Source organism: Rhizobium sp. TH2, from assembly GCF_024707525.1.
Lineage (GTDB): Bacteria > Pseudomonadota > Alphaproteobacteria > Rhizobiales > Rhizobiaceae > Rhizobium_E.
This window is the reverse complement of the sequence record NZ_CP062231.1, coordinates 2,131,362-2,157,962: the sequence shown is the minus strand read 5'-3', so window position 1 is coordinate 2,157,962 and position 26,601 is coordinate 2,131,362. Positions and strand designations below refer to the sequence as shown.

Below are 26,601 nucleotides of genomic sequence, written 5' to 3'. Positions count from 1 at the left end.
AATGACCGTGGAAATTACCGAAGGCGCCAAGATTTCAATCGGCTTCGACGGCCAGCGCTGCATCCACGCGCGGCGATGCGTGACGGGTGAGCCATCGGTGTTCCGCGCCAATGTCGAGGGTCCGTGGATCGATGCCGATGGAGCAACGGCCGACGAGATCCTCACGGTCGCGCTGAACTGTCCATCCGGTGCGATCACCGTCCGCCGCAAGGACGGTGGAAACGAGGAGCATGCGCCGAAGACCAATAAGATTCTCGTCCGGGAGAACGGACCGCTGGCGGTCAATGCGGAAGTCATCATTGATGGCCACGGCGAAATGCTGCGCGCCACGCTTTGTCGCTGCGGGCTGTCGCAGAACAAGCCGTTCTGTGACAATTCCCATATCAAGGGCGGCTTCACGGCGACCGGCGAGCCGGCATCGAAGGACTCGAAGCTCGCGATATCGGAGCTTGTCGGTCCGGTGACGATCGCACCGCAGCCGAACGGGTGACAGGCAAGCTGGAGGTCGAATCCGGCACGGGTCGCAATGTGAACCGCGTCGAGAAGACATGGCTCTGTCGCTGCGGCCATTCGGCCAACAAGCCCTATTGCGACGGATCGCACAAAACCGTCGGCTTCGTCGCGCCGTAGGCTCCCGGGCTCTTCAATATTCACCCCAGAAATGGTCCAGCACGGCCTGGCGAAAGCCGGTACCGTGCGAACAATGCACATTGACGCACGCAATTTCAGGGGGAAGAATAATGATACGGAAGATGACGAGGATTGCTGCCGCGGGCCTCATGCTGGGTATGGTATTCGGCGCCGCACCGCAGGCCTTTGCCTGGGCGTGCCAGGCACAGGCCAACGATGGCGCCTCTGGCTATAGCTATAACTATCCGAACCGTCGTTCGGCGCGCCAGCGGGCGCTGGCCGAATGCAACGTGAACACCAACTATCAATGCTACATCGCCGACTGCCAGCGCAACGGCTGACAGCCGACGATATATGAACGGCTGCCGCTCAGCCTGCGAGAGCCGCCTTGTTCTCTTCGAAGAACGCGCGGAACGGTTTCGGCTTCCTTCCGGTCAGCGTCTCGACATCGCCGGTGAGTGCGGCGAGATCGCCTTCACGCGTGGCGGCCTCGAAGCTGATAAGCGTCGGGATCAGGAAATCCGGCACGCCGGCCGCCTTCATGCCGCCGGCGAGTTGTTCGTCGTTCAGTTGGATGACCTCGATCGGCTTGCCGGTGATTTCGCTGGCCAGAACGGCGATTTCGGCGGTCGTGCGGGCTTCCGAACCGGTCAGGGTATAGGTCGCCTTTTCCTCGGAACCGGAAGCGAGTGCAGCGGCAATCGCCTCGGCGCAGTCTGCGCGGGCGACATGGGCGATCCTGCCCTCGCCCGTCGATGTGTACCAATGGCCCGATGCCAGCACCTGCGGCAGGCTCATGAACATGTTTTCCTGATACCAGGTGTTGCGCAGGATGGTGTAGCCAAGGCCGGAGGCCTTGACGGCTTCTTCGGTCTTCAGGTGATCGGGCGAGAAGATGACCTTGGTGTTGTCCGGCTGCGGCATTGACGTGTAGACGATGTGCTTGACGCCGGCGGCTTTGGCCGCGGCCACCGCGCTCGTGTGCTGCTTGATACGGGTGCCTGCGCCATCCAGCGCGTCCGTCGAGATGATGGCGACGCGGTCGGCACCGGCGAAGGCCGCCTTGACCGAATCCGGATCGTTGAAATCGGCCTTGCGGATCTCGATTCCCTTGGCCGCGTAATCTGCGAGCTTCGCCGTGTCCCGGCTGGTGGCGATGATGTCGGATGCCGCCACGCCGCGCTTGAGCAATGCGTCGAGAACGAGTTTGCCGAGCTTGCCGGAGGCGCCGGTGACGAGAAGTTTCTGTGCCATGATGACGATCCTTGTATGCCGCCAGGCCCAAATGCCTTGCGGTTTCTCTTGTGAAACTATATAGTCTCTTTTCGAGACCTGCTCTTATCTAGAGATTTAAAAATCGCTGTAAAGACGGCAGTTTTTCGTAGCCTGGTTACCTGGAAGGAACCACCCGATGACCGTTCTGGACGAACACGGATTGCCGATTTCGCGGCGCGAGGCGTTCGAGAAATACGGCTTCACGCCGGCGAACTGCCCGGTGCGCGACGTGATGGACCATATCAGCGGCAAGTGGTCGATCCTGATGATGCTGGAACTGATCGACGGCCCGCTACGCTTCGGCGCGATCCGCAGGCGTGTGCCGGATATCTCGCAGCGCATGCTGACCCAGACGCTGCGCGACCTTCAGCGGGACGGCTATGTCAGCCGGACGGTCTATCCGACCCAGCCGCCCAGCGTGGAGTACAAGCTGACCGAACTGGGCGAAAGTTTCTCGAAGCCCTTGGTGGCGCTGGTGAATTGGGCAGCGCAGAACCACGACACGATCAAACGGGCGCGCGTGGAATTCGATGGTGAAATGGCGGCGTAAACGCCGCCAAGGCACTTCACGATTATGTCTTTACGAGGTCGAGGATCGACTTCGCGGCCAGCGTGACGCCGGCGGCCTTCCGCATCGACTTTGCGTTCTCTCCGAGTTTTGTGCGCATGGCCGTATCGGTGGCAAGGCGATTGATGGCCGTGGCAAGCTCTTCGTCACGCCAATCGTAGCGCGGCAGCTTCACGCCGACGTCCGTTTCCGCCGCGCGCGTGGCATTGTCGTGGCCGTCCCAGCAATAGGGCATGACCAGCGACGGCACGCCGTGATAGAGCGCCTCGCAGAAGGAATTGTTGCCGCCGTGATGGATGAAGACCGAGGATTTTTCCACCAGCGACGGCTGCGGGAACCAGCTCTCGATCACCACATTGTCGGGCACGTTGCCGTAATCGTCGCGCCACGGGCCGGCATTGACGACGAAGCGATAGGGCAGCGTCGCAAACACCGAAATCATCCGCTGGATCATCGCCACATCCATGGCGCCGAGGCTGCCGAAGGATGTGAGCACCAGCGGTTTGTCATTTTGTGCGGCGAAAGTGGGCAGTGCGTATGGTGCTTCCTGCCTTACACAGCCATCGAGATAAATGAACTTTGCCGGATCGAGTTTTTCCTGGCGATCGAAACGGACGATCTCCGGCGAGAGCAGCAGATTGAGATGCGGCGACGCCTCGAGGAATTCGTCGAGCGGATAAGGCTTGAGGCCACACTCCGCAAGGAAGGCATTCATGCGCTTGTGGATGGGCTGAACCTCTCGCGCAAAGCGGGATGAAAAGGCCGTCCAATCCTTGCCCGGTTGGGCGCCGTAGCCCGAAAGGTAGGGAGGGACTGCCGGGTCGGGGATCTCGGTTTCGGCGCAGGAGACCACCCTCACCCATGGCACGCCGGCATTGGCGATGGCCGGAAACATCACGACGTTGTCGAGGACGATCGCATCTGGCTTGATCCGGGCTATGAGGCGTTTGAGCGGCTCCTCGGCCTTGATGGCCGTATCGACGATCGCATCCCAGGTCGGCACGACATAGCTGGTGATCTGTTCGAGCGGCGACTGGCGGAACGCATCCTTGTGGCGGTTTATGAAATCCGTCCAGTTGGCCTCGCCGCCATTGGTATCTGATACGAGGCTGTATTCGGCGAACCCATATTCGGCGAAGACGCCGCGAAAATTCTCCTGGCAGACGAAGACCGGGCGGGCGCCAAGCCGACGAAGCTCCTGGGCGATGCCGACGCAATTGAGTGCGGCGCCGAAACTCGCTTCAGGAAACAGGGCGATGACTTTCTGCTCGCTCATGCCTTCACGCTATCCCGCGATCCGGAAGGCGATCGGCACGCCGCGACCGGCCAGACGCGGCCGCTCGACATGGCTGAGCTGGATATGGACGCGCAAGAGATCGGCGGCGAGATCGAACTGGCCGCGCTCGATCTGTTCCAATATCTGAAGGTGCTCCATGTTCGACTGGATCAGCCGGAAAGCGTTGACATGCATCGGCGGCTGCGAGGTCTTGCGGCGGCGATGGTGGGTCGCAAGCGTCTCCGACATGAAGGGATTGCCGCATGAGCGCGCGATCAGCATATGGAAATCATGGTCGGTGCGCTCGAAGAGCTTCTGGTCGAAAGCGCCCTCGCCCATGCCGCGCAGGATTTCCATGGATTGCCGGAGCGAGGTGAGCGCGGAGCCGTCGCGCCGGAACCCCGGCATGGTCAACGCCAAAGGCTCGCAGGCGAGTCGGAATTCATAGGATTTCGCCACCGCGTCACCTGATATGGCAAACTGCTTGATCAGCCATTGCTGGCCGGGTGCGCGCTCGGCGAGATTTTCCTCGGACAGTTTGATCAGCGCGTTTTGTACCGCGCTGCGGGAGAATCCATAGCGGCGCTGCAGGCCGGCGACCGTTTGGGAATCGCCGATGCGGCCGGCCGAGATGTCGCGCAGGATGGCGTTGTAGAGTTCGGTTTCCTCGGCCGGAAGCGCTTCGTCCCCCAACCCCGGAAAGGATGCCGGGTCGATCGCGAGCTGATAGCCGCCTTCCGGCTCCGGGCTGACGATGTTCTTCTCGGCGAGCAGCTGGAGTGCCTTTCGGATCGGCGTTCGCGAGACATTACAATGCGATGCGAGAACCTGTTCGGTCAGTCTGCCGCCGCGCGGCAGGCCGCGCTCGATCGCGAAATCGAGTATTTTCTGCGCCAATTCGACATGGCGGTGGCGGACCTTGCCGGTGGATTCTTCCATATCAGCGGTTGCTTCCAGCTCCTGAAGAGTGCCCGCATGCTGCCTCTTTGCACCGCTTCACGCAAGAGGTTAACAGAAATATTCAAGCCAATGCCGATTCATGGTTGACGTATTTTTTTTATAAATAATACTGCCGACTTCAAAAGCGGACCAAGAGACCGGGATACCGGCATGCCGTTTCGGGAACCAACAGATCCAGACAACCGGGAGAAAATCCGTGACCGTTTCATTAAAGCTTCGTGCCGGTGTTGCCGCGATTTCCGTAGTGGCCGGCCTCGCCTTCAGCGCGTCATCCGCGCTTTCCGCCGACCTCGTCATCTCCAATTGGGATGGCTACATGGCCAAGGATATTGCCGAGACCTTCAAGGCGGCGACCGGGCTCGAAATCGAGGTCGTCAACCATGCCACCAATGAAGAGATCATGGGCAAGCTGATGGCGAGCGGCGGCAAAGGCTACGACGTCGTCTTCGTCTCCTCACCGTTTGCCGAGATCCTCAATGGTCAAGGCCTGGCCGAGCCGCTCGACAAGGCCGCGATCCCCAATCTCGCCAATCTCTATCCGGAAGCAGCCGCGCTCGCCTACGACCCGGGCAATGCCTATTCGGTGCCTTATACCTGGGGCACGACCGGGCTCTGCTACCGCTCCGACCTCGTGAAGGCCCCGGTCGACAGCTGGAACGCGCTGCTGACGCCGGACGCCGCGCTCAAGGGCAAAACCACCATGCTGGCGACCGACCGCTGGCTGATGGCGGCAGGCCTTCTGTCGCTCGGCTATTCCGTCAACGAGAAAGACCCGGCCAAGATCGACGCAGCCAAGAACAAGCTGATCGAGGCCAAGAAGACCCTGCTCGCCTATGACGACACGACCTTCTATTCGAAGCTGGTGTCCGGCGAAGCGCAACTGGTGCAGGCCTGGGATGGCTGGTGCAACTACGGCATCACCGAGAACAAGGACATCAAGTTCGTGGTGCCGAAGGAAGGCTCCGACCTCTGGGTCGATACGATCGTTGTGATGAAGAGCTCGGAGAAGAAGGACGCCGCGATGAAGTTCATCAACTTCATCCTCGACGCCAAGAACCACGCCTGGGCGGCGAGTAACATTCTCTACAACGTACCGAACAAGCCGGCGATGGAGAGCCTCGATCCGGCGCTCGCCAAGCAATATCCGACCATGGGCGTGCCCGCGGCCGACTTGGTCAAGTATGAGCTGCTGCGCGATCTCGGCGCCTCGATGAAGGACTATTCGAAAGCTGTGAGCGAGATCAAGGCGGCGAACTAAGAGCCCGCGAATGCCCCTCATCTGCCTGCCGGCATCTTCTCCCCGTTTTGACGGGGAGAAGGGACTCGTGGTGGTGTGGGCGCCCCCAGCCCTCCTTCTCCCCGCTTGCGGGGAGAAGATGCCGGCAGGCAGATGAGGGGCGATCTTGAGCAGCAATCTTCCAACCGAAATGAACTGAACCAAATGTCCTTCAACGCCGCAAAGCCGAACCTGCTTGCCGCCCCGGCCATTATCTGGCTGGTCGCGTTCATGGTGCTGCCATGCGTGCTCATCCTCGTCTACGCCTTCTTCGAGCGGGGCATGTTCGGGGGCATCGAGTACAGTTTCACGCTCGACAATTTCAAACGCGTCGTCGATCCGCTCTACGCGAAGATCTTTCTCAACTCCGCCCGGATCGCGCTGACCGCGACCTTCTTCGCCATCATGATCGGCTATCCGGCGGCCTATGCCATCGCCAAGGCGCCGCAGCGCTGGCAGCCGATCCTGCTGTTCTTCGCGGTGCTGCCGTTCTGGTCGAACTATCTAATCCGCACCTATGCCTGGATCGTGCTGCTCAATCGCGAGGGCCTGTTCAACAACCTGCTGCGGGCGCTAGGTTACGAGGGCGAGCCGCTGTCGATGCTCTATACCGAGGGCGCGGTCATCACCGGTCTCGTCTACAATTACCTGCCCTTCGTGATCCTGGCGATCTACTCGACACTTAGCCGGCTAAATCCTGAACTGATGGAGGCCTCGCGCGATCTCGGCGCCGGCGCCGTGCGCACCTTCTTCCGGGTGACGCTGCCGTTGACGCTTCCCGGCGTCGCGGCCGGCGGCGTCTTCGTGTTCGTGCTGTCGATCGGCAATTTCGTGACGCCGGCATTGCTTGGCGGCGGGCGCTTCCAGATGATTGGCAATCTCGTCTACGACCAATTCCTGACCGCCAATGACTGGCCGTTCGGTGCTGCCCTCGGCATGGCGCTGATCGCCGTCATGATCGTGCTGCTGATGATCCAGGCGCGCGCCACCTCGCATGCATCGGGCGACCGTGGGAACCGCGACGATGCATAGTGCTGCCCTCTCCCGCCGGATCGTGCTGATCCTCGTGTTCGGCTTCCTCTATCTGCCGATCGCTGTGCTGGTGCTGCTGTCGTTCAACGAAAGCGGCTTGCCGACCAGTTGGTCGGGCTTTTCCACCAAATGGTACACGTCGCTGGCCGGCAATGCCGAAATCCTGCATGCGGCCTGGAATACATTGATCGTCGCCATCTTTGCCACCCTGATCTCCACGGTGCTCGGCACGATGCTGGCGCTCGGCATGGAGGCGCGGCGGCGGAAGTCGAATACGCTGGAAGCACTCGCCTTCGCGCCGATGGTGATACCCGACATCGTGCTCGCCGTGGCGCTGCTTAGCCTGCTGTCGCGGCTCAATATCACGCTTGGGCTGCACACGATCGTGCTTTCCCATGTCATCTTCGACCTCGCCTTCGTCTGCTCGGTGGTGCGGGCGCGGCTGAAGAGTTTTGACTATTCGCTGGTCGAAGCCTCGCGCGATCTCGGGGCGTCGGGCTGGACGAGCTTTTGGCGCGTCACCTTCCCGGTCATCCTTCCGGCAATCATCGCCGGCGGATTGCTCGCCTTCACGCTCTCGGTCGATGAGTTCATCATCGCCTTTTTCACCGCGGGCGCCGGCCGCGCCTCGATCACGCTGCCGATGCAGATCTATTCGATGATCCGCTTCGGCATCACGCCCGAGATCAACGCGCTCGCCACCCTAGTCATGGGCCTCTCCGCCACCATCCTCCTCATCTCGCAATGGCTGAACCGGGAACAAAAAGCATGACCAACAGCCCGATGCCCTTGCTCCGGATCGACCAGGTCGCCAAGTCTTTCGGCAAGACGCGCGCCGTGGATGGCGTGAGCCTCGATATCCACGAGAACGAGTTTTTCGCGCTTCTCGGCCCATCCGGCTGCGGCAAGACCACGCTGCTCAGGATGTTGGCAGGCTTCGAGGCACTGGATTCTGGGCAAATCCTGTTATCCGGCAAGGACATCTCGCCGCTGCCGCCTGAGAAGCGGCCGCTCAACCTCATGTTCCAGTCATATGCGCTGTTTCCGCATATGACAGTGCGGCAGAACCTGAATTATGGGCTGGAAATGGAGCGGCTGCCGAGGAAAACGATCCGCTCGCGGGTAGACGAAACGCTGGCCTCGACGGACCTGACGGCACTGGCCGACCGCAAGCCTGACCAGCTCTCCGGTGGACAGAAGCAGCGCGTGGCGCTGGCGCGCGCGCTGGTGAAGCGGCCGAAAGTGCTGCTACTCGACGAGCCGCTCGGCGCGCTCGACAAGAAGCTGCGCGAACGGATGCAACTCGAACTCAAGCGCCTGCAGCATGAGGCGGGCATCACCTTCATCATCGTCACCCACGACCAAGAGGAGGCGCTTGTCATGGCCGACCGGATGGCGATCCTTAAGGACGGCAAGCTGTTGCAAGCCGGCACGCCGGAGGAGATCTACGAGGAACCGAGTGACCGGTTCGTGGCGAACTTCATCGGGATCATGAACTTCCTCGACGGCGAGATCGATGGCACTCACGCCTTCGTCGTCGATGGCAGCAGGCATCCGATTGCAGTGCGCCACGGGCCGCGTAAGGCGACGCTTGCGGTGCGGCCCGAGCATGTGCGCATCACCGAACGCGCCGATGGGCTGGGCGTTATCATCACCGACATCGCCTATCACGGGCTCGACCGGGTGCTGCATGCGAAGACGGTGGCGTCCGGCCAGCCGCTGCAGCTTCGGCTGAGTGCCGCCGAGGGCCAGAAGTATGCTGCCGGCCAGGCGATCATGATCGCCCTCGATGCCGCCAAATGCCGGATTTACTGATTGGAGAAGGACACCACATGGCAAAAATAGCATTCTTTCCGGAGGCCGCCTTCGGCCCGGCGCTGAACTCGGTGGGTATCGCCCAGGCCGTCGAGGCGCTCGGCCACAAGGCCGTGTTCCTGTCCGATCCGGGCTTCGTGTCGGTCTATGAGGGCTATGGCTTCGAGGCGCATCCGGTGAACCTTTCCGAGCCGATGCCGCCGGAGCAGATGGCGAAATTCTGGGAGGATTTCATCAACGGCCATATCCCGAATTTCCGCAAGAGCCCGTACGATCAGATCGACAATTACGTGAAAGATTGCTGGACGGCGATCGTCGATAGCGCAAAATGGGCGGAAAAGGATTTGCCCGGCGTGCTTGCAAAAATCAAGCCGGACCTGATCTGCGTCGACAACGTCATCCTGTTCCCGGCGATCAAGCATTTCGGCAAGCCCTGGGTGCGGATCATCTCCTGCTCGGAAAACGAGATCGAGGACGACAACATCCCGCCACATCTCTCCGGCTGCCGCCAGGACGACCATGCCGGGCACAAGGCCTATCGCGATCACTTCAATGCGGTGATCAAGCCGATCCATGACGATTACAACGACTTCCTCGCCTCGACCGGCGAAGCGGCCTATCCGATCGGCCAGTTCTTCGAGGCTTCGCCCTTCATGAACCTGCTGCTCTATCCGGAGGCGGTGAAATTCGATCGCGAGCATCCGCTCGACCCAAAACAGTTCCAGTATCTCGAAGGCTGCGTGCGCAAGGAAGCGCCTTACGCGGTGCCGACTTTCGCCGCGAACAACGACAAGCCGCTGATCTACATATCCTTCGGCTCGCTGGGCGCGGGCGACACGGACCTGCTGAAGCGGCTGATATCAACCATAGGCAAGCTGCCGTACCGAGCGCTGGTCAATGTCGGCGATTACAAGGGTGAGTATGCTGACGTACCCGGCAATGTGGTGATCGACAGCTGGTTTCCGCAGCCGTCGGTCATTCCGCAGGTCGATGCCGTGATCCATCATGGCGGCAACAACTCGTTTACGGAGTGCCTTTATTTCGGCAAACCGGCAATCATCATGCCCTATGTCTGGGACGGTCATGATAATGCGACGCGCGTGGACGAAACCGGCCACGGCTTCAAGTTCCCACGCTACGACTGGACCGATGAGGAACTGGCCATGAAGCTCGACTTCATGATCAACGATCCGGCGATGCAGGCGAAACTGAAGGCGACGTCGAAGAATATGCAGGTGCAGAATGGGCCGCAGAAGGCGGCGAAGGTTCTGGATGAGCTGGTGAAGACGGGGAAGTACAATGGTTGAGGCTCACCCCCCTCTGTCACTTCGTGACATCTCCCCCTCAAGGGGGGAGATTGGAGACTCGTGGCGCGGCTGGCACCTCAATCTAACTGCTGCGTCTGTTGAGAGGCAGGGAGCCCACTCCATCCAATCTCCCCCCTTGAGGGGGAGATGGCCGGCAGGCCAGAGGGGGGTAATCACGATGCGCAATGATTTGAGGGTATCACGATGACCAACACCCTCAAATCCACCGCCCCGCACATCCATAATGCCACGACCTATGGCGACCTTGTAGATTGGGGCAGTCAGCCCGACATGGTCGAGGGTCAGTCGCATTCCTCCGGCCGGCTGCTGTTCAAGGGACCGAACAACCAGCCGGAAACCGGCATCTGGGTCTGCACCCCGGGCCGTTGGCGGCTGACGATACCGCGCGACGAGTTCTGCCATTTCGTCGCCGGGCGGGCGACCTACCGGCATGACAATGGCGAGGTGATCGAGGTCACGCCTGGCACTGCCGTGACTTTTCTTGCGGGCTGGACCGGCGAATGCACCGTGCATGAGACCATGCGCAACATCTACATGCTTGTTTGAGGATTTTTGAGAATGACCACACCGAACTGGCCCGATCACAAAAACGTTGAGATGGAGGACTGGGGCCTCTCCAAGACGGCGATTTCAGGCGCGCCGCATGCGCATGGAAAAATCCTGTCGGTCAATGCCGATGGTTCCAGCGAATGCGGTATCTGGTCGTGCACGCCGGGTGAGCGGACGCTTGTCTTCGAGAATGACGAGTTCTGCTATTTCCTCGGCGGCAAGGGGTCTTACGTCCATGATAATGGCGAGGAAATCCCGGTCCATTCTGGCGCCATCGTGTTCTTTCCCAAGGGCTGGAGCGGCCGCTCGATCATCACCGAAACGCTCTCCAAGGCCTTCATGAGCCGCTGACGACAATAACAGGAAACACGCCAATGAGCACCGCACCATCCATGAAGAAGCCGCTCGAGCAGGCCGAGCTTGTCGACTGGGGGACGATCCCAACGATGATCGAGGGCGTCAGCCATGTCTCCGGCAAACTGATCCACAAGGGACCGAACGGCGAGAGCGAATGCGGCCTGTGGATCTGCACGCCCGGCAAGTGGGAATGCCATGTGACACGCGACGAATTCTGCCATTTCCTCGAGGGCCGCAGCACCTATGTGCATGAAAGCGGCGACGTGATCGAGATCACGCCGGATACGGCAGCGTTCTTTCCGAAGGACTGGAAGGGCGTCTGCACCGTGCATGAGACGATCAAGAAAGTGTACATGATCCGATGAGCACTGAGGCGTTCGATCCCGGCAGGCCGGTGCACTTTCTTCATCCATCCTACATTTCGTCGGGCGGAAAGCTGATGGACATCGTCAATCCCGCGACGCTAGCCGTCGAGGGCCAGCTCGCCGATACGACGGCGGATGAACTCGATGCAGTGCTAAGGCGGGTCAATGTGGCGCAGAGGCAATGGAAGCTGATCGACGCGAAGACGCGCGCGACGATCCTCCACCGCGTCGCCAACAAGATCGAAGCCACTGACATGCGCCGCTGCGCCGAACTGATGGTGCGAGAGCAGGGCAAGCCCTATCCGGAGGCGATCGGCGAGGTGGCCAATTGCGCCGGCGCCTTCCGCTATTTCGCCGAGATGGCACGCGACGAGGCGGGCAAGGTGGCCGGCACCACGCAGGCCGGGTCGTTCCAATATGCGCGCTACGAGCCGGTCGGCGTATCCGTCCACATCATGCCGTTCAATTTCCCTGTTTTGCTGATGTGCTGGACGGTCGCGGCCTCCCTCGCATCCGGCAATGGATGCATTATCAAGCCGGCGCTGGCGACTACGCTTTCGACGCTGAAATTCATGGAAGTGTTCGAGGCGCTGCCCGAGGGGCTAATCGCCTGCGTGCCTGGCGGCGCCGAGATTGCCCAGACGCTGATTGCCTCGCCCCTCACCCATGCCGTCGCCTTCACCGGCTCGGTCGCCGCTGGCAAGGCGGTCGCTTCGGCGGCGGCGGCGCAGATGAAACCGGCTGTCATCGAAGCCGGCGGTTCCGACCCGATGATCATTACCAAACATGCGCCGATCGATGTCGCGGCGGCTGGTGCCGTCACGGCAGCGTTCCATCTGACGGGCCAGGTCTGCACCTCGGCCGAGCGCTTCTTCGTGGTCGAGGATGTGCATGACGCCTTCGTCGCGGCATTCAAGGCCGAAACACTGCGGCTGCGCATCGGCAATGGCCTCGACAAGGCGGAGCTTGGTCCACTGGTCAGCGAGGCGGCGCGCGCCAAAGTGATCCGCCTCGTCGAGGACGCAAGGACCAAGGGCGCGACCGTCGTCTGCGGCGGCAAGATACCCGACGACCAGCCCATCGGCTGGTTCTACGAGCCGACGGTCCTCACCAATGTGACCATGGATATGGCGATCATGCGGGAGGAATGTTTTGGCCCCGTGGCGCCGATCATGAAGGTGCGGGACTTCGAAGAAGCAATCGAGCGCGCCAATGACAGCCCCTTCGGCCTCGGCGCCTCGGTCTTCACCACCTCGCTCGAAGAAGCGATGGAAGCTGCCGAGCGGCTCGAAAGCGGCATGGTCTGGGTCAACAACCCGATGATCGACAACGACGCCCTGCCCTTTGGCGGCTGGAAGAGTTCCGGCATGGGTCGCGAGCTTTCACGCCTCGGGCTGGATGCCTTCCGCCGCTCGAAGATGGTGATCATCGACCACAAACCGGTGCGGCAGGGCTGGTGGTATCCTTATCCCGACGACTGGTTTTACGAGACCGGCGGGCGAAAGCATGTCTAATTTTTCAGGAATTTCATCATGATCATCACCATTCTCGGCGGCGCGGGCTTCATGGGGGCGGGTATCGTCCGTGACATGATCTCGGATCGGGCCATCATCAACATCACGACGATTCGCATCTGCGATACGTCGCCGCCGCGCATGGAGGCGCTGGTCAATGAACTCGGCGACCCGAGGCTCGACCTGGTCGATCTTGATGTTACCAACCCGGCCAAGCTCGCCGCTGCAATCACGGGTGCCGATATCTGTGTCAATTGCGTGCCCACCCTGGCGGGTCACCAGATGGTGATCTTCGAGGCAGCCTTTGAGGCACGCGTGCCCTATGTCGATCTCGGCGGACTAGGCACGTATACCGTCAAGCAGATCGCCGAGAACGAGCGGTTCAAGGCGGCCGGCATGACCGCAATCACCGGGATCGGTGCCGATCCCGGCCTGTCGAACGTGATCTGCCGGGCGGTAGCCGATGAACTCGACGCAATCGAGAAGATCAATCTCTACTGGGCAGCCGAACTGGTGGGGCCGGAAAATCCGGTGCTGGTGCCGCCCTATTCCGTCTCCACGGTGCTTGCGGAATATGCGCATCCATCGACGCAGTTCCTCGACGGCCGGCATGTGAGTTGCGCGCCTATGACCGGTGTCGAAGTGATCGACCTGCCTGAACCCTGGGGCCGTTGCGAGTTCATGTATTCACCGCATTCCGAGCAGCTCACCGTGCCGCTGGCAGAGGGCATCGCCGAGAAGGGTATCCAGGAATTCACCTGGAAGCTCCACCTGCCGCATCGCGAGCACGAGGCGTGGGTCGGGCTGGTGAAGGCGGGATTCGGCGACTTCAACGAGCCGGTCGAGATTGGGGGCGCTGCTGTGAAGCCGCTCGATGTACTGGCGAAAGTTATCCAGCGAAATATCGAGAAGAACGCCGACAAAATACCGGCACAGGACAGCCACGAAATCCACTTCGCGATCGGCCGGGGAAAGAAGAACGGCCGGCCGGCGATGGCGCGTTGCGATGTGATTGTGACGCCTGACCCGATGTATGACGGCTATGTCGATGCCTGTACGTCGATGTGCGCCTCGATCGCCGTGCAGCTTTTGCTGAAGCACCCGAGGAAGCCGGGCGTCTATGCCCCTGAGGGGTATTTTGAAGCCGCGGACTTCTTCGCCGAGGCGGAGAAACGTAAGTTCAAGGTGACGAAAAGCTTCGAATATCTCGATTGATCGGCGCCGACAATTCGGCTCCGGACGTCAGGCAACACGGCTCTCCGAACGCTCTTCCTCACCCTCGCTCGGTTCGAACGGAACCGGGCGCGCGATCGCGTAGCCCTGCACATAGTCGACGCCGATCTCTTGGAGCGCCGCCAGGATTTCCTCGTTTTCGACAAGTTCCGCGATGGTCTGCCGGCCAGAGAGATGCGAGATCTGGTTGATCATCTCGACCGTCGTCCGGTCCATCCTGTCGGTCAGCATGTCGCGCACGAAGCTGCCGTCGATCTTGACGAAATCGACCGGCAGCCGCTTGAGATAAGTCAGCGACGACATGCCGACGCCGAAATCATCGAGCGCGAAGCGGCAACCCATGCCGCGCGCAGCTTTCATGAAAGCGACGGCCTCGTCTAGATCTTGGATCGCGGCAGTTTCGGTCACCTCGAAGCAGAGGGCGCGAGCGGGAACGCCGGTGCGCCTCAGTTCGCCGCACAGGAACGCGAGGAAAGTGTCGTCCCGGAAGGTAAGGCCGCTCAGATTGATCGCATAGGTGCCGCGTTCGGGATTGGCGCATCGGCTTATGATATCGAGCGCGTTGCGCACCACCCAGCGATCGATCGCGGGCATGATGCCGAAACGTTCGGCGGCGGGAATGAAGGCGTTCGGCGGGGTGATCTTGCCGTCCTCCTCCAGGCGAAGCAGGATTTCGCAGTGCTCACCAAGGGTTACGTCAGCTTTTGCCGGTGCAATGGCCTGGGCGAAGAGACGGAAACTGTCCTTCTCCAGCGCACGGTGAAGACGCTGCACCCAGCCGAGATCGACGGTGAACTGGGTCTGGGCCGCATCCGCCGACTCGAAGACATGGACGCGGTTGCGGCCCTTTTCCTTGGCGATGTAGCAGGCGACATCGGCGGCGCGCAGTGCCTCCTGAATGGTGAACTCGCCCTTGCGGAAATGCACCAGGCCGATGCTTGCGCTTATGGAATAGCGTTGGCCCTGCCACGTGAAATCGAGCGCTTCCAAAGCCTCGCGAAGCTGGGAGGCGATGGACCGCGCCTCTTCCTCCGTGGCATCAGGCATCACGAGGCCGAATTCATCGCCGCCGAGGCGGGCCAGCAGGTCATCCTGTCTGGTGTGCTTCAGCAGTTCCTCTGAGACGCGCTGCAACAGCCGGTCGCCAGCGGCATGTCCGCCACTGTCATTGACGGCCTTGAACTGGTCGAGATCGATGAACATCAGCGCAAGCGTCATGTCTGGCGCGGTCATCACCTCGCCGAGCGTCTGCTCGAACAGGCGCCTGTTGGGCAGACGGGTAAGCTCGTCGTGGTTGGCATTCCATGACAGCCGCTGCTCGATCATGCGGCGATGCGCCAGGAATGCGTTCAACCGCAAAATCGTGAGAATGACGAAGATAAGCGCTATGCCGACATTGCTCCAGAGCAGGACCTGCTGCATGCGTCGGATACTTATACCAAGCCGTTCGGAGAATTGCCGCGTCAGCGGCGCTACCTCGAGGTTGATGGCATCGAGCCGTTTCTTCAGGACCAGGCGCTCGGCATCGGAAAGCCGGGCGGTGTCATGGATAGAATCCGCAAACGACGCCGTTTTCAACATGCCGACATCAGCAGCGCGCCAATCCTCGACGGCGGCGGCCATATCGGGCACCCATCGAAAGTATTGGAACAACCAGATAAGTCCCGGGATATCGTCGGGGTGATTACCGCCTTTGCGGAAACCTTCAAACGCGGCCTCCACGTCAGGCGGATCGGCCTCGAGCGCTAGGCGCCCCTCGCGGTCACCAAGCGGTACTGCAATCGAGCGGCGATATTCCGCGAGGAATGACGGATCGCCCGAGTCCGTATAACGATTGAGATGGTATAGCGCGTGGAACTGCCCCTTGGACCACAGGCTTTCACCGGTGGCGTAAGCACGTAACGACGCTGCCACCTGCAGGCTGAAGATGGCAAGCGCCCCCTGAAGAAAGATGACGAGAACAAAAGGCCAGGCAACGGATATCAGCTTGAGACTGGCACTTCTCGCATGCATCATCGCCAACGCCCCTTCCCGATGCAAACAGCACGGGCTCGAAATCAGCCGTCATCATGAGGCGAGCATGTACACCGGACAAACATTGGTGCCAATTTCCAATATATCCGCATAATAGGCACGCTGTCGAGTGTCAGATTTAGCAGTCGTCAATACATTTGAGTGTAAATAGAATGAGGTATCATATTTTTGCCGGGCAGCCAAACCTGTGGGCCGCCCGACGATACTCGTTGTTTCCGCTACAGCGGCGTCTCACACCTTCACATACTTCCGCCAGTCGTGCTCTTCCTTGAAACCGAGAACCTCACGGATCTTGCGGTTCGAGAGCAGGCTCTCGTATTCGCCGATCTCGCGCTTGAAAGGTACGTTGGGGAAGAACCGCTTCGCCAGTTCACGGCTTGGCGTATTGGCGGACACCGTGTCGTTGGTGGCATTGAACACCTGGTAGCCCAGGCCTGATTTCTCGATGCAGAGATGGACGATCTGGCCGAGGTCGCGGGCGTCGATATAGGACCAGGCGATGCGCTTGCGCATTTCGGGATTGGCGAAGAAGATCGGGAACTGCTCGTATTCGTGCGGCTCTATGACGTTGCCAATACGCAAAGCATAGATGTCGGCGCCGGAGCGCTCGGCAAAGGCGCGGGCGGTCTTCTCGTTGATCACCTTGGAGAGGCCATAGGAATCCATCGGGTTGACGTCATAGTCTTCTTCCAGCGGGAAATGATGGAAATCGCGATGGCCCTCGGCGAAGCAGACGCCGTAGGTGGTTTCGGAGGATGCGACGATGATCTTCCTGACGCCGAGCTTCACCGCCGCCTCGATGACGTTATAGGTGCCCATCACATTGATGCGGTAGGTCTCGTTGTCCGGCTTGATCAGGATGCGCGGCACGGCGGCGAAGTGGACCACGGCATCGAAGGGCTGCACGCCCTTGCCGTGGTCAAGGTCGGGGAAATCCCGGTGCATGCTCATCGCGTTGAAGACCTGGCCGGAATCGCAGATGTCGGCCGTGAGATTGGTCACGTCGGGGTGGTTTAGTGGCACGAGGTCGATATTGTGGACCTCATAGCCGGCATTGACCAGCCACGGCACGGCGTGCCGCCCGGCCTTGCCCGAACCGCCGGTGAAGAAAATACGCTTGCCCATGACCGATCCTCCTGTTGTTGCCGCCCGGATTAATCACATTTTTCCGGGACGGCAAGGCGGAAGGTGTCAGCCGAACACCCGCCGCACCATCGGCACGATCCGGTCGGTCAGGCCGATCGGGGTGCGCGGCTGGTTGGCCGGCAGGTAGTGCGCCGGTTGGCCAGCGTCTTCCAGCATGTAGAGCGGCGGGTCGATCTCGCCGACGAGATTGACGAACAGGCGGCTGTGCGGGCTCGGCTGGCGCACGGTCACGCCATGCACGGAATCAAGCGAATTGATGAAGATGACCGCCAGGTTCTTGTCATAGGGCACCGTGCGGACGACATCGAGATTGTCATCGTCGATATAGGCGCCCTTGAACTTCTCGTGCCGCTCCGGCTTGCCCGAGAGGTCCCTGTTGTAACGGCTGATGGTCAAATCTCCGCCGATGGCGTCATAGGTCTTCGGCCGCATGTAGAATAGGCCGGAGAACAGCTTGTCGCCGGAATCGAGGTGGCTGGAACGGACTGAAGAGGCTTCGGTCACCGGCGTATTGCCGGAGATCATTGCATCCATCAGCACGTCGCGGTCGGCAAATGTGTCATGCTTGCGCACCCCGACCCGCAGTTTTTCCAGGCTCTGACGATTTGGAAAGCGCTCCGGATAGAGCGCATGAATGCCCTCGTAGAATACGTTCAGAATATCGCGATAAAAATCCTCGGATGCGTGATAGGCGATGAAATCCCGCCAGACCTGCGGCAGGTTCTTGTTGCGGCGGATTTTCCGCGACGCATAGTTCCATCGATGATTGTTGCGGTCGGCCTTGATGCCCATCGCCTCGGGCTTGGGGAAGCTCGCTTCGAGTTCGGCATAGAGATCGTCAGGCAGCGCGTTGGGGATCACGACATGCGGGAAAGGATCGAGCTGCAGGTCGGCGGCGGTGGCGCGCTGGAGGATGGAAAGGTTGCGGTTCATGGCTGTTCCGGAATGCTTTTCTCAGGTTTCGTAGCCTTGAGATAAGATGTCCCAAGACCAAAGGCAACCTTGGAATGCCGCCTGACCAATGACGGCAACGAAACATGAAAAGGCCCCGCTGTCACCAGCAGGGCCTCAATCTCTCAGATGGCAGTGCCGATTACTCGACGATGGATGCGACGATGCCGGCGCCGACGGTGCGGCCGCCTTCGCGGATCGCGAAGCGGAGCTTTTCTTCCATCGCGATCGGAACGATCAGCTCGACCGAAACCGTCACGTTGTCGCCGGGCATGACCATCTCGGTGCCTTCCGGCAGCGTGACGATGCCCGTCACATCCGTCGTGCGGAAATAGAACTGCGGACGGTAGTTGGTGAAGAACGGCGTATGACGGCCGCCTTCTTCCTTGGTCAGGATGTAGGCTTCAGCCATGAACTTCTTGTGCGGCTTGACCGAACCCGGCTTGCACAGGATCTGGCCACGCTCGACGCCGTCACGGGTGACGCCGCGGATCAGCGCGCCGATGTTGTCGCCGGCCTGGCCCTGGTCGAGCAGCTTGCGGAACATTTCAACGCCGGTCACGGTGGTCTTGGTGGTCGGACGGATGCCGACGATCTCGACTTCCTCGCCAACCTTGACGATGCCACGCTCGACGCGGCCGGTCACAACCGTACCACGGCCCGAGATCGAGAACACGTCTTCGATCGGCAGCAGGAACGGCAGGTTGATCGGACGCTCAGGCGTCGGGATGTAGGCGTCGACGGCGGCCATCAGTTCGCGGATCGAATCTTCGCCGATCTTCTTGTCGGAATCTTCAAGAGCGGCCAGAGCCGAGCCCTTGACGATCGGGATTTCGTCGCCCGGGAAGTCGTAGGACGACAGAAGTTCGCGCACTTCCAGTTCGACGAGTTCGAGAAGCTCGGCGTCATCGACCTGGTCGACCTTGTTGAGGAACACGACGATCGCGGGAACGCCGACCTGACGGGCGAGCAGGATGTGCTCGCGGGTCTGCGGCATCGGGCCGTCGGCGGCCGAGCAAACCAGGATCGCGCCGTCCATCTGTGCGGCGCCGGTGATCATGTTCTTGACATAGTCGGCGTGGCCGGGGCAGTCGACATGGGCATAGTGGCGGGCCGGCGTCTCGTATTCGACGTGAGCGGTCGAGATCGTGATGCCACGGGCCTTCTCCTCCGGCGCGGCGTCGATCTGGTCGTAAGCCTTGTATTCACCGAAATACTTGGTGATCGCAGCCGTCAGAGACGTCTTGCCATGGTCAACGTGACCAATCGTGCCAATGTTCACATGCGGCTTGTTCCGCTCGAATTTGCTCTTTGCCATTTGGATGCTTCCCTATTGTCGAAAGACGGCGGCCAACCCGTGAGCCGGGCTGGATTGCGCAGCCGTTTAGAGCTTTCGCTTGTATTGCGCAAGCAAAATTGTTGAAACCGCCGGCAACCCCGGCTGTGGCGCCGCAGGTGGTGTGTTTCCCGGCAAGATTCAAGGCCGTTGGCAGCTGACGGTGTGGTTTGTCGGCGGATGCCCATGAGCAGAACCAGCTTCAACCCGCAAGGAGGTTTTGTTTGGTCGGCCCTGACGGACCGCCGAGTACCCGACCAAGCAGAGACACGCGTTTTTTCTTCGGCCGGACCAGGTTGAAGACGACGAGCGCGATGAGGACGAGAAGCGTTGCCGGCCAGAATAGGCAGGCAAGGAAAAGCCTGAGCCTGCGACCGCGCAGATTGTCAGCGCTGCCTGCGCCCATCATCGCCAGAACGCAATAGAGAAAGATGCCCCATGCGCCCGCGATACTAAGCAACCAAACCCACATGCCCGCTCCCCGATTCTCGTTATGAGCGAGGCTAGATGTATATTAGCAATGGAGCAAGTGTCGATTATTTGTCGAAGCGAACGACAACTTGGCATGGTAAACACCCCTGTGGCCCGCAGGCGGGTGAATTGCCGTTCGGGCTCAGCCGGCGCGACAAACGAGGCCCTCGTTTCGGATTTCGGTGCGTGTAGCAGAGGGAGGACGATCAGGCATCATGGCGGCTCGTGTTTACGGCATTATCGTTGCCACCGCCGTTGCTTGTGGTGCGGGGTGGTGGACCTGGTCGCAGTATTGCGAGCAGTACGGGCTTTGTTATCCGGCGTGCCGGGTCGCCTCGAACGGCGTCGAGAGCTGGAAGCGTCTCAGCCCGGTTATCCGGCAATCCGAACAGATCACTGCCGCCGCCTCACCGGGGTCTGAATGCCTGGCGCTGCTCGATAAGGTCCGCACGGAATATCCCGGCAAGGATGTCGTCATCGATACGGTCAACATGGCAGGCGCCCGCAAGCCGGCACTCCATCATCGGTACGACTGCACTTTCCAGATTCGCGAACCGGTGTTTTATCTGGGCCGGAACGCGGAATGCGCTGTCATGGCGCCATGATCCGCAACACATTGGGCATGCCGATGAAGCGGTAGCGGACCCAACGAGCCTCCAGGCTTTCACCCACCGGGTTACAGACAGGTTTCACATGAAGGCCCAGTCCGGTTCCGCCTGATGGTGGTGACTGTTGAACACCAGTTCATCCTCTATGATGGTGCCATTGTGGACGCTGAAGCGCCAGACACCGGCACGGCCGCAATTGGACGAAGTGTCGAGCGCCAGCATCGCCGCCTGGTTTCCCGATCCCGGCATCTCGAACTGGAACGTGGAATTGCCGGAATTGACGCCGGCGCGTGCGACAGTACCGCCGAGGCCGCCCGAACCGCCCGAGGCATCGCCGGTCGTCCAGTTGAGATCGCCATAGCGGATGACGATCTCGGCATCGCCGCCGCCTTGGTCGAAGATCTCAATCTGGTAGGAGTTCGAGCGCGTGACATGACCGACAGCGTTGGTGTTGTAATAATCGACGCCGCTCCAGGTGGCGACGAAACTGTCATGGGCGCTGTTGTAGCCGTAGCTGACAGTTCCGCCGCCGCTCCTTGTGTCCACATCGGCCCAGAAAGCCGCGATGATGGGCAGGCCGGATCCTCCGCCGATCGAGCCGGGCGTGAAGCTGCTCAGGCCGCTGCCGAAGGTCAGGCTGCCGTTGTTGTTGACGAAGACCTCGGTGTACTTGGTCCCGAAGAAATTGAGGCCCTTTTCGAACGCCGAGGTCAGCGACGCCGACGAAAAGCTGTCATCGTTCGGGGCCAGCGTCGTGCCAGTGCTCGCGACGAAGGTCGAGGTAATCTCCACCGGCAGCGATGCGCCAGAGGCCGTGAAGCGCGTGGTTTCGATGCCTCTCAGGACATTCTTGTCGCCAGTGCCCTGATCGACGAGCGTGCGCGTGCCGCCAGAGACGGTGACTGTTTGCATGAACTTGAAGCCCGTGAGCTCGGCAATATCCTTCCCAGTGCCACCATCGAGCAGGTTGCTGCCGCTCCCGCCGATCAGGATATCGTTTCCATCGCCACCGAACAGGTAATCGGTACCGTCGCCACCGTCGAGCTTATCGTTGCCGTTGAAGCCATAGACGTAATCCCTACCGCCACCCGCGAGGAGTTCGTTGTCCTGCGTCTTCACGCCGATCAGCAGGTCGCGCGAGTTGCCATGGCTTGTCGTGTCGATGTTGATGAATTTGACATTCGACACAACCGCCTGATCGATCTCGTTGCCGTTCGTATATCCCTTCCTGGACGCTGGTGGAGCATCCGCATAAATCGCGTCTTTCATGATGTTGAAGTAGGTCGTTCTCGGCGCGGCGCCGAGTTCGGCGCGCATGACATTCTCGAACCGAACATTGTCACCGACATAATCGTGGGCCGCCAGCTGCGCGTCCGTCGGATCGAGGATGTTGTTGAGCGCATGCGAGAACTCATGCAGCAGCGCGACTTCGAAATTGTAGCGCACGGCCACGCCGTGCGAGTTGATCATATAGAGGTTGTCGAGATAGTGCGGCCCGATGTTGAGTATATTTGTGTCACGGTTAGCGTTGAATTTGTTGGCATTGTTGATCGTGACATCAGGTTCCACGGTCAACAGACGGTCGAACATTGCCTGCGCGCTCGGCGAGTTCAGGTATGCGTGCTTGATCGATACCAAGATCTGGCGCTTCTCCGCGACAGTATAGGTGGCATCGAGATGGATATGCTGTCTGATATCGCTATAGGCCATCGTCCCCTCCCAATGCCCAAACGCCATGGCATTCGCCCGGCGCCTTAGCCGCTGCTGGGAGCGGGTGAACGTTTCGGCCAATGCGTTAGCCAATCGTCAATTATTACACCTTCGCCTGGTAGATGTCTTGCATAAACAGCAGATTACTGAAATATTTTTTAGTAATTCCAAGTGTACCTCCAAATATATCTTTGGTTGTACTTTGGGTTTGGCCATACGTGCTTCGCACGGTACAAATCAGCCGTCCGACTATATCAGTCGGAGGGTGAGCTCGGAAATCGAAGACCGAGCGGCAAAATATCAGTTTGGTAATGTGGGACGAAGACCTGGAGCGGGTAACGGGAATCGAACCCGTGTATTCAGCTTGGAAGGCTGCTGCTCTACCATTGAGCTATACCCGCCTTGATCGATCGCAGGGACGAATGGTGGAGAGAGTTGGATTTGAACCAACGTAGGCTGAGCCAACGGATTTACAGTCCGTCCCCTTTAACCACTCGGGCATCTCTCCAGTCCGTCCGGATCTAGCGACCAAGCATTCAGACCGCAGGGCTGACCTGCAATCTGGGCCGGGTATATGACGAGCCAAGCCAATCCTGTCAACACGGTGTTCCAAAAAATTTCGGTATAATTTCAATGTGAGCCGATGACCCAGCCGAAACATAGGTCTATAGCAACCTGATGAGCAAAGATGAAAAAAGCGGCCATACGCCCAAGGACACCCATTACGCCACTCTCCGGCGCGCGCATCGCGACCAGAAGCGCGAGCGCGGCGAACTGCCGGCCAAACCGATGGGCGGCCCCAAGGCCAAGGCGCCGTTCAAGGGGCCGCAGCTACCGCCCGACACGGTGTGGCTCTATGGCATTCATACGGTCAAGGCGGCGATAGACAATCCCGAGCGCAAGCTGATCAAGCTGAAGGCCACCCAGAACGCACTGGCGCGGCTCGAACTCAGCGACGCCCAGATGGTGAAGCTGCAGATCGAGATGGTCAGCCCACAGGATATCGACAAGCTGACAGGGCCGGACGCCATCCATCAGGGTGTGCTGCTCGAAGCACGGCCGCTGCCGGTGCGGAAACTCGATTCGCTCAAGGACCGCCCTCTCCTGCTGGTTCTCGACCAGGTCACCGATCCGCACAATGTCGGCGCGATCATGCGTTCGGCGGTCGCCTTCGATGCCGGCGCGGTCGTCACCACCGAGCGCCATTCGCCGACCGAATCGGGCGTCATGGCGAAATCGGCCTCGGGCGCGCTCGAAATGATTCCCTATATCCAGATCACCAATCTCGCCGATGCGCTGGAAGAACTGGTGAAGCTCGGCTTCCAGACAATCGGGCTCGATTCGGAAGGTCCGGCGCCGCTCGAAGGCACGTTCTCGGGCAAAAAGATCGCGCTGGTGCTCGGCGCCGAGGGCAAGGGGTTGCGGCAGAAGACGCGGGCGACATGCGACAGCCTCGCCCGGCTCGACATGCCGGGCGCCATCAAGTCGCTCAATGTGTCGAACGCCGCGGCGATCTCGATGTATGCCGCACGCGCGTATCTGGCGAAATGATCAGTTAATTATCGTCGATATCGACTGGATGGCGGTCAGCGGACATCCGTCCTGGACTTCGGTCCAGGACGAGACGTTCAATTTCATCTCGCAGCGCGCCAGGTAGTTGCGCCCATCGACGCGCAGGCAGGACGTCTCGCCCAGCTGGAAGTGGACGCCGCGATTGCGGCATTTGCAATTGTGGGCATCGGCGATCGCGGGCAGAAGCATGACTGCCAGGCAGGGCATGAGAATTCTCAGAGAAAGCATGCGCACGCCCTCCAATTCCCCATCCCGTGAAACTACACCTGTTTCACGGAACGGTAAAGCGAAGGGCGTTGGGTTCCAGGGTCAGTCTGGCACGCGGCAGGTCGTCTCACCGGCACGCGGGGTGATGGTCACCGCCTTGCCGTCATACTTCAATGTCGCCTGGTATGAGATGACGCTCGGCAGTTGCTCGATCTCCTGGGCATAATCAGGCGTGCGCTTCTTCTCGGCGTCGTAGGCCGGGCCGCATTCCGGCAATTTCGCAATCGTGCCGAGGCCAAGCGTCTGGTTGAGCTTCTGGGCACAGGCCGCACCATCGAGATAGAGTGAGCAATCGGCCGAATAGGTCCTGGTATAGTCGACCGTGATATTGGCGCCGTCGACATTGATCGCCTGGAAATCCTCGCCCTCGAACGAATCTTCGAACAGCTTCTTCATGCTCTTCGTATCGATGACGACAAAGGGCATGCCGCCGTTCCAGCCATCGGCGGCCTGGAAGAAGACGAGATTGCCCTTGGTGCCGAGGAAATAGCGGGCGATATCTTCCTTGACCGGCTTTTCCTCGGGATCGTCGCGTACGCATTTGGCGGTTTCGGGCAGGATCGCCAGCTTTTCGGCACCGACCTCGCCAAGATCGACCTCCTTCACCATGAAGCCCTTGAAGCGATAGCAATTGACGACGTGCTTAGCATCGGGATTGGCCTTGTCCGCCGGCAAGTCGAGACTGTCGATCGCCACCGGTTCGTCGAACTGGGTCGGCGTGTCGTCATCCTCGGGGCTGCAGAGCGTTGGCGCCTTCTTGCCGATGGTCCATTCCAGCACGTCCCCCTTTTCCGCCAGTTGATGCTTGCCATCGGAATAGAGGACCCAAGGGTCGTCCGACTTGAAGGGCAGATTCAGTTTGGCGCCGTCGGCAAGCGTGACGGCAACGTCCTTTTCCGAGAAAAATGCGGTGAGCTTGGTGCCATCCTCGCAATTGAGCGGGAAGGGTTCGCCATCCTCCGCGGCATCCTGTGCGGCGGCCGGCGAGGCGAAAAATGTCATAGAGAACGCAATAGCAGCCAACCCTGCAAAGCCCAGTTTGCGGGATTTTTCGGCCCTTGACGGTGAATCTGTCCCATTCCGATACAACTGGACCATCTCTCATCTCCCCTGAAATATCCACGCAACCATTGCAACAGGCAGCAGTTGCGCGAACCAGCCAACATGTTCATTTTCAAGGCATATCGCAAACCGAAAGGTCTGAACATGGCTTTTGCGTTGTCTCAACTTTCCCGCCTGAGCCGCATCGCGGCGAGTTCCATCCTCATGCTGGGCGCTGCTTGCGTCGCATCCCAGGCAGGAACAAATCCGCTAGAGGATTTCAATTCAAGCGCACTCACCAGTGATTTCCGCGACCAGTATTCCGGCGTCGGCAACGCGACAGTGAACATCGACGTTCCTTATGGACTGGACGGCGCACAGAAATATGACGTCTACCTTCCCGAGAACCGCACGAACGCGCCGATCATCGTCATGGTGCATGGCGGGGCATGGACGGGCGGCGACAAGCAGGACGACGATGTCGCCGAGGCCAAGGCCGGCTTTTTCGTCGCCAAGGGCTATATATTTGTATCGCTCAATTATCGCCTGCTGCCGAAATCGGATCCGCTGATCCAGGCGGCCGACGTCGCACTCGGCATCGCCAACATCCAGAAGAACGCGATCAAGTGGGATGGCGACAACAGCAAGATCGTGCTGATGGGATCGGGCGCCGGAGGCCATATCACCGCCCTTCTTTCCTCCAATCCGTCACTGGCATCCGATCAGGGCGCTACAGTCTGGGCCGGTGCCGTCGTGCTGGAGACGGCGGCACTCAACATTCCCGGCATCATGTCCGACAGCCACGACTACCGCTATGACACGGCCTTCGGCAGCAACGCGGAATTCTGGGAGGACTCTTCTCCGGCACACCTGGTCGATTCATCCGGCGTGCCAATCCTCGTCGTATGCTCGACGGAGAGCAATGAGGATACCTGCGGCAAGGCCAATGCCTTCAAGCAAAGCGCGGACAATGCCGGCGTCAGCGTGACGGTATCGCCACAAACCCTGTCACCGTGGGAGGTCAACAGCCGGGTCGGCGTCTCGACCAGCTATACAGATACGATCGCCAGCTATATCGACTCGCTGCTCTGAGCACGGACATCGACAAGCAAAAGGCCCGGCTTTGATCAGTCGGGCCTTTTCGTATGCCACACGACGAGATCAGAGCCTGTACCTTTTACCTTGTCAGCAGTGGCTCCGATGGAAAATCTCCTGAAAATGCCGGTGTCGATCGCCGGCCTGGAGCAGAACGTGGTCGCGCTTAACCAGCTCCGGAAAATGCGCCAC

General features: G+C 60.2%; 28 protein-coding genes and 2 tRNA genes. 17 read left to right on the top strand and 13 right to left on the bottom strand.

All coding sequences use genetic code 11. The features are described 5' to 3' along the window. Position 1 precedes the first annotated feature (1 nt). The 3 genes from IHQ71_RS10810 (at position 2) to IHQ71_RS10800 (ending at position 971) form a co-directional block, all read left to right on the top strand. Positions 2-490 (top strand): (4Fe-4S)-binding protein, encoded by a 489-nt coding sequence (locus IHQ71_RS10810; RefSeq protein WP_258161965.1) that lies wholly within the window; start codon positions 2-4, stop codon positions 488-490. Beyond that, positions 487-630 (top strand): CDGSH iron-sulfur domain-containing protein, encoded by a 144-nt coding sequence (locus IHQ71_RS10805; protein ID WP_258161964.1) that lies wholly within the window; start codon positions 487-489, stop codon positions 628-630. Before IHQ71_RS10810 ends, IHQ71_RS10805 begins: the two co-directional genes overlap by 4 nt. A 110-nt stretch (positions 631-740) precedes the next feature. Next, a complete protein-coding gene (locus tag IHQ71_RS10800; protein ID WP_258161963.1) occupies positions 741-971 on the top strand; it encodes a DUF4189 domain-containing protein in 231 nt (76 codons plus the stop codon). A gap of 28 nt (positions 972-999) precedes the next feature. Here IHQ71_RS10800 and IHQ71_RS10795 read toward each other — a convergent pair whose 3' ends face one another. Continuing rightward, positions 1,000-1,884 carry an SDR family oxidoreductase gene (locus tag IHQ71_RS10795; protein WP_258161962.1) on the bottom strand — a complete coding sequence of 295 codons (885 nt, stop codon included), beginning with the start codon at positions 1,882-1,884 and terminating at the stop codon, positions 1,000-1,002. Positions 1,885-2,041: 157 nt separating this feature from the next. Between IHQ71_RS10795 and IHQ71_RS10790 the strand changes: the two genes are divergently transcribed. Next, positions 2,042-2,455: a helix-turn-helix domain-containing protein gene (locus IHQ71_RS10790; RefSeq protein WP_258161961.1), complete on the top strand. Its 414-nt coding sequence runs from the start codon at positions 2,042-2,044 to the stop codon at positions 2,453-2,455. Between the two features lie 22 nt (positions 2,456-2,477). Here the strand turns inward: IHQ71_RS10790 and IHQ71_RS10785 are convergent, their stop codons facing one another. Further along, on the bottom strand, positions 2,478-3,749 hold the full coding sequence (locus IHQ71_RS10785; RefSeq protein WP_258161960.1) for a glycosyltransferase: 1,272 nt from the start codon (positions 3,747-3,749) through the stop codon (positions 2,478-2,480). Positions 3,750-3,758: 9 nt separating this feature from the next. Next, complete coding sequence (locus IHQ71_RS10780) at positions 3,759-4,688, bottom strand: GntR family transcriptional regulator (protein ID WP_258161959.1); 930 nt, start codon at positions 4,686-4,688, stop codon at positions 3,759-3,761. A gap of 217 nt (positions 4,689-4,905) precedes the next feature. Here IHQ71_RS10780 and IHQ71_RS10775 point away from each other — a divergent pair, with 217 nt between their 5' ends. The 10 genes from IHQ71_RS10775 to IHQ71_RS10730 all read left to right on the top strand — a co-directional run bounded on the left by IHQ71_RS10775 (position 4,906) and on the right by IHQ71_RS10730 (position 14,160). After that, positions 4,906-5,967 carry a spermidine/putrescine ABC transporter substrate-binding protein gene (locus IHQ71_RS10775; protein WP_258161958.1) on the top strand — a complete coding sequence of 354 codons (1,062 nt, stop codon included), beginning with the start codon at positions 4,906-4,908 and terminating at the stop codon, positions 5,965-5,967. 183 nt (positions 5,968-6,150) lie between these two features. Then, positions 6,151-7,017 (top strand): ABC transporter permease, encoded by an 867-nt coding sequence (locus IHQ71_RS10770; RefSeq protein ID WP_258161957.1) that lies wholly within the window; start codon positions 6,151-6,153, stop codon positions 7,015-7,017. Further along, positions 7,010-7,789, top strand: a complete 780-nt coding sequence (locus tag IHQ71_RS10765) for an ABC transporter permease (RefSeq protein ID WP_258161956.1) — start codon at positions 7,010-7,012, stop codon at positions 7,787-7,789. The genes IHQ71_RS10770 and IHQ71_RS10765 overlap by 8 nt, the downstream gene beginning before the upstream one ends. Continuing rightward, complete coding sequence (locus IHQ71_RS10760; protein ID WP_258161955.1) at positions 7,786-8,832, top strand: ABC transporter ATP-binding protein; 1,047 nt, start codon at positions 7,786-7,788, stop codon at positions 8,830-8,832. Before IHQ71_RS10765 ends, IHQ71_RS10760 begins: the two co-directional genes overlap by 4 nt. Positions 8,833-8,849: 17 nt before the next feature. Then, a complete protein-coding gene (locus IHQ71_RS10755; protein WP_258161954.1) occupies positions 8,850-10,139 on the top strand; it encodes a glycosyltransferase in 1,290 nt (429 codons plus the stop codon). Between the two features lie 204 nt (positions 10,140-10,343). Continuing rightward, positions 10,344-10,706, top strand: a complete 363-nt coding sequence (locus IHQ71_RS10750) for a cupin domain-containing protein (protein WP_258161953.1) — start codon at positions 10,344-10,346, stop codon at positions 10,704-10,706. Positions 10,707-10,718: 12 nt separating this feature from the next. After that, a complete protein-coding gene (locus tag IHQ71_RS10745) occupies positions 10,719-11,060 on the top strand; it encodes a cupin domain-containing protein (RefSeq protein ID WP_258161952.1) in 342 nt (113 codons plus the stop codon). A 23-nt stretch (positions 11,061-11,083) separates the two neighbouring features. Beyond that, positions 11,084-11,431 carry a cupin domain-containing protein gene (locus IHQ71_RS10740; protein WP_258161951.1) on the top strand — a complete coding sequence of 116 codons (348 nt, stop codon included), beginning with the start codon at positions 11,084-11,086 and terminating at the stop codon, positions 11,429-11,431. Then, positions 11,428-12,945: an aldehyde dehydrogenase gene (locus tag IHQ71_RS10735; RefSeq protein ID WP_258161950.1), complete on the top strand. Its 1,518-nt coding sequence runs from the start codon at positions 11,428-11,430 to the stop codon at positions 12,943-12,945. The genes IHQ71_RS10740 and IHQ71_RS10735 overlap by 4 nt, the downstream gene beginning before the upstream one ends. Before the next feature lie 18 nt (positions 12,946-12,963). Then, positions 12,964-14,160: a saccharopine dehydrogenase family protein gene (locus IHQ71_RS10730; RefSeq protein ID WP_258161949.1), complete on the top strand. Its 1,197-nt coding sequence runs from the start codon at positions 12,964-12,966 to the stop codon at positions 14,158-14,160. Between the two features lie 27 nt (positions 14,161-14,187). Here IHQ71_RS10730 and IHQ71_RS10725 read toward each other — a convergent pair whose 3' ends face one another. The 5 genes from IHQ71_RS10725 to IHQ71_RS10705 all read right to left on the bottom strand — a co-directional run bounded on the left by IHQ71_RS10725 (position 14,188) and on the right by IHQ71_RS10705 (position 20,117). Continuing rightward, positions 14,188-16,194 carry a bifunctional diguanylate cyclase/phosphodiesterase gene (locus tag IHQ71_RS10725; RefSeq protein WP_258161948.1) on the bottom strand — a complete coding sequence of 669 codons (2,007 nt, stop codon included), beginning with the start codon at positions 16,192-16,194 and terminating at the stop codon, positions 14,188-14,190. A 249-nt stretch (positions 16,195-16,443) separates the two neighbouring features. Beyond that, on the bottom strand, positions 16,444-17,337 hold the full coding sequence (locus tag IHQ71_RS10720; protein WP_258161947.1) for an NAD(P)-dependent oxidoreductase: 894 nt from the start codon (positions 17,335-17,337) through the stop codon (positions 16,444-16,446). A 66-nt stretch (positions 17,338-17,403) separates the two neighbouring features. After that, on the bottom strand, positions 17,404-18,291 hold the full coding sequence (locus tag IHQ71_RS10715; RefSeq protein ID WP_258161946.1) for a hypothetical protein: 888 nt from the start codon (positions 18,289-18,291) through the stop codon (positions 17,404-17,406). Positions 18,292-18,451: 160 nt separating this feature from the next. Continuing rightward, the gene (tuf, locus tag IHQ71_RS10710) at positions 18,452-19,627 is read right to left on the bottom strand and encodes an elongation factor Tu (protein WP_258161945.1); all 1,176 of its coding nucleotides are present in this window, start codon (positions 19,625-19,627) and stop codon (positions 18,452-18,454) included. Positions 19,628-19,847: 220 nt separating this feature from the next. Beyond that, the gene (locus tag IHQ71_RS10705) at positions 19,848-20,117 is read right to left on the bottom strand and encodes a hypothetical protein (RefSeq protein WP_258161944.1); all 270 of its coding nucleotides are present in this window, start codon (positions 20,115-20,117) and stop codon (positions 19,848-19,850) included. 214 nt (positions 20,118-20,331) lie between these two features. On the opposite strand from IHQ71_RS10705, the gene IHQ71_RS10700 reads away from it, so the two are divergent. Next, positions 20,332-20,721, top strand: a complete 390-nt coding sequence (locus IHQ71_RS10700; RefSeq protein ID WP_258161943.1) for a hypothetical protein — start codon at positions 20,332-20,334, stop codon at positions 20,719-20,721. Between the two features lie 84 nt (positions 20,722-20,805). Here IHQ71_RS10700 and IHQ71_RS31890 read toward each other — a convergent pair whose 3' ends face one another. The 3 genes from IHQ71_RS31890 to IHQ71_RS10680 form a co-directional block, all read right to left on the bottom strand. Then, positions 20,806-22,434: a nidogen-like domain-containing protein gene (locus tag IHQ71_RS31890; RefSeq protein ID WP_308737941.1), complete on the bottom strand. Its 1,629-nt coding sequence runs from the start codon at positions 22,432-22,434 to the stop codon at positions 20,806-20,808. A gap of 327 nt (positions 22,435-22,761) precedes the next feature. Further along, positions 22,762-22,835: transfer RNA gene (locus IHQ71_RS10685), tRNA-Gly, on the bottom strand. A 22-nt stretch (positions 22,836-22,857) separates the two neighbouring features. After that, positions 22,858-22,942: transfer RNA gene (locus tag IHQ71_RS10680), tRNA-Tyr, on the bottom strand. Between the two features lie 170 nt (positions 22,943-23,112). Between IHQ71_RS10680 and rlmB the strand changes: the two genes are divergently transcribed. Continuing rightward, entirely contained in the window at positions 23,113-23,985 is an 873-nt protein-coding gene (gene rlmB / locus IHQ71_RS10675) for a 23S rRNA (guanosine(2251)-2'-O)-methyltransferase RlmB (protein WP_258161942.1), read from the top strand. Here rlmB and IHQ71_RS10670 read toward each other — a convergent pair whose 3' ends face one another. After that, positions 23,986-24,234 (bottom strand): hypothetical protein, encoded by a 249-nt coding sequence (locus IHQ71_RS10670; RefSeq protein WP_258161941.1) that lies wholly within the window; start codon positions 24,232-24,234, stop codon positions 23,986-23,988. It abuts the gene before it with no gap. A gap of 81 nt (positions 24,235-24,315) precedes the next feature. After that, positions 24,316-25,275, bottom strand: coding sequence for a hypothetical protein (locus tag IHQ71_RS10665; RefSeq protein WP_258161940.1), 960 nt, complete (start codon positions 25,273-25,275; stop codon positions 24,316-24,318). Between the two features lie 204 nt (positions 25,276-25,479). Between IHQ71_RS10665 and IHQ71_RS10660 the strand changes: the two genes are divergently transcribed. After that, positions 25,480-26,406, top strand: a complete 927-nt coding sequence (locus IHQ71_RS10660; RefSeq protein ID WP_258161939.1) for an alpha/beta hydrolase — start codon at positions 25,480-25,482, stop codon at positions 26,404-26,406. The last annotated feature ends 195 nt before the right edge of the window (positions 26,407-26,601 follow it).